Below are 13217 nucleotides of genomic sequence, written 5' to 3'. Positions count from 1 at the left end.
TTTTCAGGACAACCGGCAACGATTTCGGCCGCAATCGGGGCCGCCGGTCGTTCAGTGAATCGCGACTCGGTCGACCCCGTAATCTGCAAAACATTTTTTCACTCGCGCCAACGTAAGCACTGCTGGCGGACCGTCTCATTGAGCGATTTTTCCTGTTTGAAAACGGTTCTCAACCACGATGCGTCGTTCACGCGCGCGTTGGCGAGCGCACCGATCTCGTCGAGTGCCGCGCGCGAGCCGAGCGCGGCCGCATGCGGCGCGATCCGGTCGAGCGTGTCGAGGATGTCCTCGGCGATCGTGCGGCGCTCACCCGTCTGAGGATTCACGCAGGTGCCCTCGAGCCCGAAGCGGCACGCCTCGAAACGGTTGAACGTGTAGACGAGGTAGTCGTCCTCGGACAGCTTCAGCGGCCGGTCGGTCAGCAGGTAGCGCGCGAGCGTCTGGATGTAGCAGGCGATCGCCGCCGCGCGGTCGACCGACAGCGGCGTGTCCATCACGCGCACCTCGATCGTCCCGTAGCCGGGCTTCGGGCGGATGTCCCAGTAGAAGTCCTTCATCGAGTTGACGACGCCGGTGTTCACCATCTTCGTGAAGTACTCCTCGAAGCTGTCCCAGGTCAGCACGAACGGCGCGCGGCCCGACAGCGGGAACGCGAACACCGAATTCAGGCGTGCCGAATGGAAGCCGGTGTCGACGTTCTGCACGAACGGCGACGACGCAGACAGCGCGATGAAGTGCGGAATGAAGCGGGACATCGAGTGCAGCAGGAACAGCGCGCTGTCGGGATCGGGGCAGCCGATGTGCACGTGCTGGCCGAACACGGTGAACTGCTTGGCGAGATAGCCGTACAGCTCGGAGATGTACTGGAAGCGCGGCGCATCGTAGATCTGCCGGTCGCTCCATTGCTGGAATGCATGCGTGCCGCCGCCGGCCAGCCCGACGTTGAGCTGGTCGGCCGCCTTCACGAGCACGTCGCGGATCGCGTGCAGCTCGCTCACAGCCTGCTCGTGCGAATGGCAGATGCCGGTCGACAGCTCGATCATGCTCTCGGTGATTTCCGGCGTGATGTTGCCCGGGAAGGTCTCGCCCTGGATCAGGCGCATCAGGTCGGACGCCGCTTTGGTCAGGTCGTAGTTGTGCGTGTTGACGACCTGGATCTCCAGTTCGACGCCGAACGTAAACGGCTCGGAATTGACGAAGGTTTCGAGTGCCATGGCAGGTTCCGGAATCAGTTGCTGTCGCTGCGTTCACCGACCGCCGACAGGCAGCGGTACACGATGAACGGGCTGACGAGCTGCAGGATCACGATCGTGCACATCACGATCGCGCGCAGGTGCGGGTCGAAATTCGGATAGAGCTGGTAGGTGTCGTCGACGAGCAGGTACGACAGCGCGGACATCGGCGTAAGCGCAATGCCGAGCGCGATGCCCTGCTTCATCCCGATGCCGCTCGGCTTCGCGAACGCGACGACGCCGGCCAGCTTCGCGACGAGCCGCGTGACAATCAGCACGATCGCGAGCAGCCCGCCGAGCGCGATGTCGCCCCACGTGAACGACGTGAGCGTGAGCACGAACAGGATCACCGTCAGCAGCCAGCCGGCCGTGCCGAAGTGCTCGGGCCACAGTTGCGGGCGTGCTTCGAGGTTCTTCACGATGATGCCGGCGAGCAGCAGCGTGAGCAGTGTCGACAGCTTCAGCGCCTGGGCGACGGCGATCGCGAGCATCACGAGCCCGAACAACGCGACGAACGAATGCTCGTCGCGCATCGTCGCGGTCATGTGGCGGAACAGGTAGTTGCACGAACGTGCGACCACATACGCAACGATGAACGAACCGGCGATCAGGTAGAGCGGCTGCAGGATCGTCGCAAACACGTTGCCGTACGCTTCCTGGTGGAGCCAGCTCGTCACGAGCTTGGTCAGCACGATCGCATAGACGCTGTTGAGCGCGGTCAATGTGATGAGGCGTTGCGACACCTGCCCTTCCGCACGCAGTTCGGTCTTCAGCTGGATCACCATCGACGGCGACGTCGCGATCGCGATCGCCGACAGCACGAGCGCAACCATCCCCGACACACCGAGCGCGAGCATCACGAACAGCACCAGCACGAACGACAGCGTGGCTTCGGCGAGGCTCGATGCGATGAGCCACGGATTGCGCCGGATCCAGCGCAGGTCGAGGCGGCTGCCGAGCTCGAACAGCAACAGGCCGAGCGCGACGTCGATCAGCAACCGGGACGTTTCGTCGGTGCTGGCATCGATCACGCCGAATCCGAACGACCCGGCGATGAGACCGATCACCGCATAACCGGTGATGCGAGGCAGACGCCATGCGCGATAGCAAAGCTCGCCACACAGGCCGGCCGCGAACAACGCGAGCCCGGCCCAGAACACGGCATCCGGCGTGAGCGGCCAGTTGGGCAGGAATGAGAACGCCGACTTCATCGTGGTGACTTCTCCTTTGGAAGCGACCGCCAGCGACGCGGGGTCAAGCGTCAGAAATGGATGCGCGCCGGCTGGGTATCGCCCCGAATGTGATTGTTGTGTCGACGACGGCGGGACATGGGATCCGCCTTTTCCGCCACAGGGCGAAAAGTCGTTCAGGTTGCCGATCTGGATTGTCGGCCTGGTGTGTGAACGGACTGCGCAGTCTCGAAGATTCAGATTCGAAATCGTGCCGACCGTTCCATTGAAGCATGTCCGGCGCCTGGCCGGATGAACGCGAAGGAAACCGATTGTGCCACAGCTTTTTCGGTCTGGAACCCATTGAATCGACTCGCGGCGCTGTGCGGCACCGCAGGTCTTTGGTTTCAAAGGTTTACTTGTATATATACATAGTAGAAGTTAACAAAGGACGCACAGTTCTGTGGATAACTTCGGTTTACGTCGACAGATCAAGATGTTGCAGAGCCCATAACCCGTTGCACAGACTGTTCGTGCACAGAGGTTTGAGTTGAGCAACTTTGGGGCCGCTTCACAGCTGTGCCGAGTTGCCCAGTTTACGTCCACTGTGATTGCACACGAAGTGCGCACGGATTCCGCGCGGTTATCCACAGTGCGGCGTGGATAACCTTGCGCGAAAAAGTCGGGAAACTGTGATTGGTTCGGGTGAGCGATCAGCCGGCCCGGCCGACGCGGCGGGCGCGCAACGCGCGGATCAGGAAGCGTGCGGGGTCGACGGCATCGGCGAGTTCGCGTTCGAGCGGCCAGGGCTCGCCTTCGAGTTGCGATGCGATCAGTTCGGCGCCGAGTGCAGCCCATACGAGGCCGCGCGAGCCGAAGCCGAATGCGCCGTAGAGCCCGGGCAGGCGCGGCAGGTCGCGCGCCTGCGCACCGCTCAGCGCGCGTGCATTGGCGATGGCGCCGGCTTCATCCGCGAGCGGGCCGAGCAGCGGCAGGCGGTCGCCGACGACCCAACGGAATGCGACGCGGCCGCGCAGTGTGTCGGGGTCCGGCAGGTCGCCGATCAGGCCCGGCAGCAGATGCCGCACGCGTTCGAGGTTTTCGAGGTGGCCGGCCGCGCGCATCGCGGGATCGACGTCGTCGGGTTCGAACGTTGCGCCGATCAGCAGCGTGCCGTCGTCGAGCGGCACCGCGTAGCCGTCGCCGATCGTCGGGCACGGCAGCGGTGCCGTACTGCCGGGCGGCAACAACGTGAGCTGGCCACGCACCGGTTGCAGCGCGACATGCTGCAGCCCGGCGAGGCGCGCGGCGTCGCCGGCATTCGCGAGCACGACGACGGGCGCTTCGGCCAGCGTGCCGCCCGCATCGTCGAGTGCATGCCATGCGTCGCCCCGCCGTTCGAGTTTTGCAACGCGGGTGGACGCGAGCAAGCGCACGCGTTCGCCGGCCGCCGCGTATTGAGCCGCGCAAAGGCCGGCTGGCCAGACAGCGCCGCCATGCGGAAACAGCAGGCCGCCCTGCGCGACCGACAGGTTCAGATGCGCGCGCGCGGCCTCGATGTCGAGCAGCGAGACATAGTCGGACGGCGGGCCGAACGCATCGAATGCATCGCGCATCCGTTCGAAGTCGTCGGCCGATTCGGCGAGATGGATCATCCCGTTCGTACTGCGCGCGAATGCATGGCCTGCGTTTTCGAGTGCGCGCCAGCGTGCGATCGCATGCAGGAAGCCACCGCGCGTGAGCCGGCTCGCGACGTTGTCGTCGCGTGTCATCAACGGATGGAATACACCGGCCGGATTGCCCGATGCGTCGCTCGCGATCCGGTCGTGCCGCTCGATCAGCGTGACTTCCCAGCCGCGCGCGGCCAGCCGCTCGACGACCGCGCAGCCCGCCAGGCCCGCACCGATCACGATCGCGCGGCGCGTCGCAACCGGCAGTGCGAGCGGCGGCTCGTGCCGGCGCGCGCGCCAGCGCGGCGCATATTCGCCGACGAGCAGATCGTCGACCTCGCGATACGTGAAACCCGATTTGCCGAGTGCGTGTTTCAACGCGTCCGAACTCGCATGCACTGCAAACGTTGCGTGTTCGCCGGCGATTTTCGAGAGCGCGCGGACCACGTCGGTCGATTGGAGATCCGCGTCGCTCGACGACGCGAGGCCGTCGAGACAGAACGCGTCGGCGCGCGCGACGATCTTCCCCAGCATGTCGATCGACTCGCCGAACGCGAGCGTGAGCACCACGCGCCCTTCGTCGAATTCGAGCCGGTGCAGACCCGGTACAAGCATCGGCCACGCGTCGGCAAGTGCCTCGACATCCGCCGATATGGTTGTGTCCGCAACGATATGAGTAGCTGCGCGGCGCAGGTCGTCGCGCGAGAACGGATGCGGTTCGACTGCGACAAAATGCAACCGCTCGCAGCGCGCGGGATCGTCACGCCACGCGGCCCAGGCCGCAAGGAAACTGCCGCCCGCGCCGAATCCGGTCGCCACGATCGTGAACGTGCGGCGGTCCTGCCAGCGCGTCGGCAGGCCGTTGCCGGCGACGAACACGCGATGCGCAAGCGCACCTGATGCGCCGAGATGGAGGTCGCCGAACTCGGGCGAGACGAGCGTGCCGTCGTCGCGAAGCGCGAGCGAGGCGGGAACAAGTCGGTCGGTCATGCGAAACAAAAAACGTGGCAGCCAAGCCTGGCAAGGGATTGCGCGGGGCCGTCCGACCGGTCGTTGGAAAAAGCCAACGGCGCGGCGCACGGGCGGACCGCGCTGCGTATCCTGTCCGGCTGGCGCTGGTCAAAAAACGGGCAGTCGATGATTCATTCGGCGAAATACCGATGAAAATCTTTGAAACCCTTGTCGTTATTGGGTTTGCGCTGCGCTATCATAGCAACGCCGTACCGCGGGGTGGCCACCGGCTAACCGGAGGGCGCGTCGCGCGGGCCAGGATTCGGCGCTGTGTCGTCGGAGTCTGACTCTCGACGGCACGGTTCGCGCACGTATAATCGGCGCGTTCGCGCTGTTCGTGTCAACCTAACCTGATAAAGGAACCTTAATGAACAAACAGGAACTGATCGACGCCGTCGCCGCCCAAACGGGCGCCAGCAAGGCTCAAACCGGCGAAACGCTGGACACGCTGCTCGAAGTCATCAAGAAGGCCGTGTCGAAGGGTGATGCGGTTCAGCTGATCGGCTTCGGCAGCTTCGGTTCGGGCAAGCGCGCAGCACGTACGGGCCGCAACCCGAAGACCGGCGAAACCATCAAGATCCCGGCAGCCAAGACGGTCAAGTTCACGGCTGGCAAGGCGTTCAAGGACGCCGTCAACAAGCGTTAAACCAGCGCCTGTTCCAAGAAAAACCCGCCTTTCGGCGGGTTTTTTGTTGGGCGCGCGCGGCATTTTCGCCACAGTCCGCGCCCCTCTTGCAAGATTTAACGGTTGTTTTTACAACGCGTTACGCGTGCACGATCTGCGTGTCGCCGTGATCGTCGTCGTCGTGCGAATCGACATCCCATGCCGGGAACGGATCGTCGAATGCATCCCATCCCGCTGCGCCGAGTGCGAATTCCGCATCGGTCAGCAGGCAGGCATCGAGCTTCTCGCGCCATGCATCCGCGTCGAGCGCGATGCCGATCAGCACGAGTTCCTGCCGACGATCGCCCACACTGTGGTCGTCGAGATCGCCGTGCCATTCGGCGCGGATTTCACCGAGCAGCTCATCGTCGTCGGGCCATTCCGCACGATCCTGCGCCGCCCACCAGAGACCTGCCGGGCCATGCCGGCATACGCCGCCCGCCTGCGACAGCGATCCCGCGATGTCGTTGCGCGTCGCGAGCCAGAAGAAGCCCTTGCTGCGCAGCACGCCCGGCCACTCCTGATGCAACAGCGCCCAGAGTCGTGCCGGATGAAACGGCCGGCGCGCACGGTAAACAAAATTGCCGATGCCGAATTCGTCGGCTTCGCCGTGCACGTGCGCATGATGTTCGTCATGGCAGTCCGGGTCGTCGCAGTGCGTGTGATCGTGATCGAGCGACGCGAGCCAGCCCGGTGCGTTCGCGGCCTCGTCGAAATCGAAGCGGCCCGTGTTCAGCACTTCGTCGAGCGGCACGTTGCCGAACGTCGACACGACCTGGTGCGCGCGCGGATTGAGTCGCGCAAGAATGTGCTGCAGGCGTGCGAGGTCGTCCGCGGCAACGAGATCGGCCTTGTTGATCACCAGCACGTCGCAGAACTCGATCTGCTCGATCAGCAGCTCGACGAGCGTGCGGTCGTCCTCTTCCGATGCGGCGATGCCGCGCGTCGCGAGCGCGTCGTCCGAGCCGTAGTCGCGCAGGAAGTTGTACGCATCGACCACGGTGACGAGCGTATCGAGCCGCGCGATTTTCGACAGCGACGTGCCGTCGTCGTCGACGAACGTGAAGGTTTCGGCGATCGGCATCGGCTCCGCGATGCCGGTCGATTCGATCATGATCGCGTCGAAGCGCCCTTCGGACGCGAGCGTGCGGATTTCGACGAGCAGGTCGTCACGCAGCGTGCAGCAGATGCAGCCGTTCGACATCTCGACGAGGCGTTCCTCGACGTGCGACAGCGCCTGCGCATCGCGCACGAGCGAGGCATCGATGTTGACCGCCGCGAGATCGTTGACGATCACGGCGACCTTCAGGCCCGCGCGGTTCGCGAGGATGTGATTGAGCAGCGTGGTCTTGCCGGCGCCGAGGAAGCCCGACAGCACGGTGACGGGCAACGGCTGGTTCATTGCCGGATTCATAGCGATATGCACCAACGGAAAAATTGAAAAAGCGGCCGCGGCGCCCTTCCGGGGCGCGATCGTCCCGTGGACGGGCGAAACTGCGGCGTGAGCCCGCATTGTGCATCAAACGCGCGCCGGCCGGCCGGTACGGTGTCAGGCCGCGCTGCGGCGCCGCGTCATTGCACGGGCGGCAGCAGCTTCCACTGGGTCAGGATGCCGGCGATCTGCCGCGCGTACTTGTCGCGCAGCGACGGGGTTTCCGAATGATAGGCGCCGACCGCCTGCCACGTGTTGCCGTAGCGGTTCATCTTCTGCTTGAGATGCCATGCGGCGATGTACACGTTCTTGCACGGCTCCATCAGCGTGTCGCGGCCGATCCCGTAGCGCGACAGCGTCGGCAGGTGGATCGAATTGATCTGCATCAGGCCGTAGTCGACCGAGCCGTTCGTGTTCTTGTTCAGCGCGCCGGGCCGGTTGCGCGATTCCTGCCACGCGATCGCGCGCAGGATCAGCGGATTGACCTGCTGATATTTAGCGGCCTCGTCGAAACAGTCCGCGCGAGCGTTCGCGCTGGCGAAACACCCGCCGGCGGCGATCAACGCGATCGAAACGAACCGTCTGTTCATGGTGCGAAATCGACAAGAAAATGCGTGAGGGTCGGGAAAACCCGTGCCTGTTATTCGTGCGACGAGAATCGTGCCGCCCGTATCATACCGACAGTCCGTCAGCTTGCGACATACAGGAATACGGCAGCCCGGTTATACCGCATTTCCGTGTCGGTTCATCGTGAAACGGGGGCGATGGCCGGCATGCCGAGAAGAGCACCGAATCTTACATATCGCATACGGTTCGCCGGATACATGTCGTATGTGAGACAGTCCTCGGATCAATGTGATATTTCGGACATGAAAAACTGCTAATGTCGCCTCTTTCGGACTTGGATCCCAGCACTACCGCCGGAAGTGGCCTGAGCCGGCATCGACCCATTCATCCATGACAAGAAATCGCTTCGTTATGCGGCGTGTCGCCACGACTCTGATCGTCGCCGGCATCATCGTCTCGCAGGCCGCCTACGCTCAGGTCACGCTCAACTTCGTGAATGCGGATATCGACCAGGTCGCCAAGGCGATCGGCGCCGCAACCGGCAAGACCATCATCGTCGACCCTCGCGTGAAGGGGCAGCTCAACCTCGTGGCCGAACGGCCGGTGCCGGAAGACCAGGCACTGAAGACGCTGCAGTCGGCACTGCGCATGCAGGGCTTCGCACTCGTGCAGGATCACGGCGTGCTGAAGGTCGTGCCCGAGGCCGACGCGAAACTGCAGGGCGTGCCGACTTACGTCGGCAATGCACCGCAGGCGCGCGGCGATCAGGTGATCACGCAGGTGTTCGAGCTGCACAACGAATCGGCGAACAACCTGCTGCCCGTGCTGCGGCCGCTGATCTCGCCGAACAACACGGTCACCGCCTACCCGGCGAACAACACGATCGTCGTGACCGACTACGCGGACAACGTGCGGCGCATCGCGCAGATCATCGCGGGCGTGGACAGCGCCGCGGGCGCGCAGGTGCAGGTCGTTCCGCTGCGCAACGCGAACGCGATCGATCTCGCCGCGCAGCTGCAGAAAATGCTCGACCCGGGCGCGATCGGCAACAGCGACGCGACGCTGAAGGTGTCGGTCACGGCCGACCCGCGGACCAACTCACTGATGCTGCGCGCGTCGAACGCGTCGCGCCTGGCGGCTGCGAAGCGCCTCGTGCAACAGCTCGACGCGCCGAGCGCGGTGCCCGGCAACATGCACGTCGTGCCGCTGCGCAACGCCGATGCGGTGAAGCTCGCGAAGACGCTGCGCGGGATGCTCGGCAAGGGCAGCGGCAGCGATAGCGGCTCGTCGGCGTCGTCCAACGATGCGAACAGCTTCAACCAGAGCGGCGGCTCGTCGTCGAGCGGCAACTTCTCGACCGGTACGTCCGGCACTCCGCCGCTGCCGTCGGGCGGCCTCGGCGGTTCGTCATCCTCGTCGTCGTACGGCGGCTCGTCCAGCGGTGGCGGGCTCGGCAGCGGCGGCCTGCTCGGCGGCGACAAGGACAAGAGCGGTGACGACAACCAGCAGGGCGGGATGATCCAGGCCGATGCGGCGACCAACTCGCTGATCATCACGGCGTCCGATCCGGTCTACCGGAACCTGCGCTCGGTGATCGACCAGCTCGACGCGCGGCGTGCGCAGGTCTATATCGAAGCGCTGATCGTCGAACTGGCCTCGAACACGCAGGGCAACCTCGGCATCCAGTGGCAGGTGGCGAGCGGCCAGTTCCTCGGCGGCACGAACCTGAACCCTACGGCCGGCCTGGGCAACAGCATCATCAACCTGACGGCGGGCGGTGTGACCAACGCTGCCGGCGGCATCACCGGAGGCGGTCTGGCCGCCAACCTCGGGTCGCTGACCCAAGGGCTCAACATCGGCTGGCTGCACAACATGTTCGGCGTGCAGGGTCTCGGTGCGCTGCTGCAGTATTTCGCGGGCGTGAGCGACGCGAACGTGCTGTCGACGCCGAACCTGGTCACGCTCGACAACGAGGAAGCGAAGATCGTCGTCGGCCAGAACGTGCCGATCGCGACCGGCTCGTATTCGAACCTGACGAGCGGCAATACAAACAATGCGTTCAATACCTATGACCGTCGCGACGTCGGCCTGACGCTGCACGTGAAGCCGCAGATCACCGAAGGCGGGATCCTGAAGCTGCAGCTCTACACCGAGGATTCGGCTGTCGTCGCGGGCACCACGAGCGCGCAGACTGGCCCGACCTTCACGAAGCGCTCGATCCAGTCGACGATTCTCGCGGACAACGGCGAGATCATCGTGCTCGGCGGCTTGATGCAGGACAACTACCAGGTGTCGAACAGCAAGGTGCCGCTGCTCGGCGACATCCCGTGGATCGGCCAGCTGTTCCGTTCCGAATCGAAGATCCGCGCGAAAACTAACCTGATGGTGTTCCTGCGCCCGGTGATCATCTCCGATCGCAGCACCGCACAGGAAGTCACGTCGAACCGCTACGACTACATCCAGGGCGTGACGGGCGCGTACAAGTCGGACAACAACGTGATCCGCGACAAGGACGATCCGGTCGTCCCGCCGATGCCGCTGGGCCCGAGCCAGGGCGGCACGCCGGCCGGCAACCTGTTTGATCTCGACAAGATGCGTCGCCAGCAACTGCAGCGCCAGGTCGTGCCGGTGCCGGCCCAGCCGTTGCCGGAGGCAACGCCCGCGCAGCCGCAGAGCGTGCCGCAGCAGGCGGTGCCGCAACAGCCGCTGACGGCCACGCCGGGAGCGTCGCAGTGAGCGACGTGCTCGCGTCTCCCTCCCACGACGGCGCGCCGGGCGAACGGCAGCCGCCGTCGCCGCTCGCCGCGCGATTGTTGCCGTACGGCTTCGCGAAGAGCGGCCAGGTGCTGATCGCGCATCAGCTCGACGACACGCTCGAGGTGTGGATCAGCGAACGCACGAGCGACGCCGCGCTCGCGGAGATCGCGCGCAACTTCGGCTCGATCTCCGTGCATCGCGTGCCGGCCGACGAGCTCGCGCAGGCGATCAACCATGCGTACGCACGCCAGGACGGCAGCGCCGCGCAGGTGGTCGGCGAGGTCGAAGGCGAAGTCGACCTGTCGCGGCTGATGCAGGACATCCCCGAAGTCGAAGATCTGCTCGAATCGGAAGACGACGCGCCGATCATCCGGATGATCAACGCGCTGCTCACGCAAGCGGCACGCGAACAGGCGTCCGACATTCACATCGAGCCGTTCGAGAACGCATCGGTCGTGCGCTTTCGCGTCGACGGCACGCTGCGCGATGTCGTGCGGCCGAAGAAGGCGCTGCACGGCGCGCTGATCTCGCGGATCAAGATCATGGCGCAGCTCGACATCGCGGAGAAACGCCTGCCGCAGGACGGCCGCATCACGCTGCGCGTCGGCGGACGGCCGGTCGACGTGCGCGTATCGACGCTGCCGACCGGGCACGGCGAGCGTGCGGTGCTGCGTCTGCTGGAAAAGGATGCGGCGCGCCTGAACCTCGAAGCGCTCGGGATGGGCCGCGACACGCTCGCGCAATTCGACAAGCTGATCGCGCGCCCGCACGGCATCGTGCTCGTCACGGGCCCGACGGGTTCGGGCAAGACGACCACGCTGTATGCGTCGATGTCGCGGCTCGAAACCGCGACGACCAACATCATGACCGTCGAGGACCCGATCGAGTACGACCTCGGCGGCATCGGCCAGACGCAGGTGAACGAGCGGATCGGGATGACCTTTGCCCGTGCGCTGCGCTCGATCCTGCGCCAGGATCCGGACGTGATCATGATCGGCGAAATCCGCGACCTCGAAACCGCGCAGATCGCGGTGCAGGCCTCGCTGACGGGCCACCTCGTGCTCGCGACGCTGCACACGAACGATGCGGCCTCGGCCGTCACGCGTCTGACCGACATGGGCGTCGAGCCCTATCTGCTCGCGTCGTCGCTGCTCGGCGTGCTCGCGCAGCGGCTCGTGCGGCAGCTCTGCCCCGTCTGCAAGGAAGAACGCCAGGAAGAAGGCCGCACCGTGTGGCATCCGGTCGGCTGCGACAAGTGCGGGCATTCGGGTTATTCGGGCCGGCGCGGTGTGTACGAACTGCTGCTGGTCGACGAGTCGATCCGCTCGCTGATCCACCGCAACGCGGCCGACGCGGAGATTCTCGCCGCCGGCCGTGCGGAAGGGATGCGCACGCTGCGCGACGATGCCGAGCGCTGGCTCGCGTCGGGCGCGACGTCGCTCGAGGAAGTGCTGCGCGTGACGGGAGGCGCATAGCGCGATGCCGGCATTCCGTTTCGAAGCAATCGATTCGGCGGGACGCGCGCAGAAAGGCGTCATCGACGCCGACAGCGCACGTGCCGCGCGCGGCCAGCTGCGTACGCAGGGGCTGACGCCGCTCGTCGTCGAGCCGGCAGCCAGCGCGACGCGCGGGGCGCGGTCGCAGCGGCTCGCGTTCGGCCGCAAGCTGTCGCAGCGCGAACAGGCGATCCTCACGCGCCAGCTCGCGAGCCTGCTGATCGCCGGGCTGCCGCTCGACGAGGCGCTCGGCGTGCTGACCGAGCAGGCCGAGCGCGACTACATCCGCGAACTGATGGCCGCGATCCGCGCCGAGGTGCTCGGCGGCCATTCGCTCGCGAATGCGCTGGGCCAGCATCCGCGCGACTTCCCGGAAATCTACCGCGCGCTCGTCGCGGCGGGCGAGCACACCGGCAAGCTCGGCATCGTGCTGTCGCGCCTCGCCGACTACATCGAGCAGAGCAACGCGCTGAAGCAGAAGATCCTGCTGGCGTTCACGTATCCGGGGATCGTCACGCTGATCGCATTCGGCATCGTCACGTTCCTGCTGAGCTACGTCGTGCCGCAGGTCGTCAACGTGTTCGCGAGCACGAAGCAGCAACTGCCCGTGCTGACGATCGTGATGATGGCGCTGTCGGATTTCGTGCGGCACTGGTGGTGGGCGATCCTGATCGCGGTCGTGCTGATCGTGTGGTTCGTGAAGGCGACGCTGTCGCGCGACGGGCCTCGCCTCGCGTTCGACCGCTGGGTGCTCACCGCGCCGCTCGCGGGCAAGCTCGTGCGCGGCTACAACACGGTGCGCTTCGCGAGCACGCTCGGCATCCTCACCGCGGCGGGCGTGCCGATCCTGCGCGCGTTGCAGGCGGCCGGCGAGACGCTGTCGAACCGTGCGATGCGCGCGAACATCGACGACGCGATCGTGCGGGTGCGCGAAGGCTCCGCGCTGTCGCGCGCGCTGAACAACGTGAAGACGTTTCCGCCGGTGCTCGTGCACCTGATCCGCTCGGGTGAAGCGACGGGCGACGTGACGACGATGCTGGATCGCGCGGCCGAAGGTGAGGCGCGCGAGCTCGAGCGCCGCACGATGTTCCTGACGAGCCTGCTCGAGCCGCTGCTGATCCTGGCAATGGGGGGCATCGTGCTCGTGATCGTGCTGGCGGTGATGCTGCCGATCATCGAGCTGAACAACATGGTGCAGTGACGGCCTGACCGCTGGTCG

Annotated in this window: 9 protein-coding genes; 4 read left to right on the top strand and 5 right to left on the bottom strand. The window is 65.4% G+C overall.

What is annotated here, in order from left to right:
* Positions 1-98: 98 nt before the first annotated feature.
* The 3 genes from BCEP18194_RS06310 to mnmC all read right to left on the bottom strand — a co-directional run bounded on the left by BCEP18194_RS06310 (position 99) and on the right by mnmC (position 5061).
* The gene (locus BCEP18194_RS06310; RefSeq protein WP_011350492.1) at positions 99-1214 is read right to left on the bottom strand and encodes a YbdK family carboxylate-amine ligase; all 1116 of its coding nucleotides are present in this window, start codon (positions 1212-1214) and stop codon (positions 99-101) included.
* Positions 1215-1228: 14 nt separating this feature from the next.
* A complete protein-coding gene (locus BCEP18194_RS06305) occupies positions 1229-2443 on the bottom strand; it encodes a cation:proton antiporter (protein WP_011350491.1) in 1215 nt (404 codons plus the stop codon).
* A 671-nt stretch (positions 2444-3114) separates the two neighbouring features.
* Entirely contained in the window at positions 3115-5061 is a 1947-nt protein-coding gene (gene mnmC / locus BCEP18194_RS06300; RefSeq protein ID WP_011350490.1) for a bifunctional tRNA (5-methylaminomethyl-2-thiouridine)(34)-methyltransferase MnmD/FAD-dependent 5-carboxymethylaminomethyl-2-thiouridine(34) oxidoreductase MnmC, read from the bottom strand.
* A gap of 388 nt (positions 5062-5449) precedes the next feature.
* Between mnmC and BCEP18194_RS06295 the strand changes: the two genes are divergently transcribed.
* A complete protein-coding gene (locus BCEP18194_RS06295) occupies positions 5450-5728 on the top strand; it encodes an HU family DNA-binding protein (RefSeq protein ID WP_006401505.1) in 279 nt (92 codons plus the stop codon).
* 118 nt (positions 5729-5846) lie between these two features.
* On the opposite strand, the gene BCEP18194_RS06290 is transcribed toward BCEP18194_RS06295, so the two are convergent.
* On the bottom strand, positions 5847-7160 hold the full coding sequence (locus tag BCEP18194_RS06290) for a GTP-binding protein (RefSeq protein WP_011350489.1): 1314 nt from the start codon (positions 7158-7160) through the stop codon (positions 5847-5849).
* A gap of 158 nt (positions 7161-7318) precedes the next feature.
* Positions 7319-7768: a lytic transglycosylase domain-containing protein gene (locus BCEP18194_RS06285; RefSeq protein WP_011350488.1), complete on the bottom strand. Its 450-nt coding sequence runs from the start codon at positions 7766-7768 to the stop codon at positions 7319-7321.
* Positions 7769-8135: 367 nt separating this feature from the next.
* Here BCEP18194_RS06285 and gspD point away from each other — a divergent pair, with 367 nt between their 5' ends.
* From gspD to gspF, 3 genes are read left to right on the top strand one after another with little or no spacing between them, the layout of a single operon-like run.
* Entirely contained in the window at positions 8136-10481 is a 2346-nt protein-coding gene (gspD, locus tag BCEP18194_RS06280) for a type II secretion system secretin GspD (RefSeq protein ID WP_011350487.1), read from the top strand.
* Positions 10478-11977: a type II secretion system ATPase GspE gene (gspE, locus tag BCEP18194_RS06275; protein WP_011350486.1), complete on the top strand. Its 1500-nt coding sequence runs from the start codon at positions 10478-10480 to the stop codon at positions 11975-11977. Before gspD ends, gspE begins: the two co-directional genes overlap by 4 nt.
* A gap of 4 nt (positions 11978-11981) precedes the next feature.
* Positions 11982-13199 carry a type II secretion system inner membrane protein GspF gene (gene gspF / locus BCEP18194_RS06270; RefSeq protein ID WP_011350485.1) on the top strand — a complete coding sequence of 406 codons (1218 nt, stop codon included), beginning with the start codon at positions 11982-11984 and terminating at the stop codon, positions 13197-13199.
* Positions 13200-13217: the final 18 nt, after the last annotated feature.

Source organism: Burkholderia lata, from assembly GCF_000012945.1.
Classification (GTDB): domain Bacteria; phylum Pseudomonadota; class Gammaproteobacteria; order Burkholderiales; family Burkholderiaceae; genus Burkholderia; species Burkholderia lata.
Note: the sequence above shows the minus strand (reverse complement) of the source record. Positions and strands in the feature narration are given on the sequence as shown.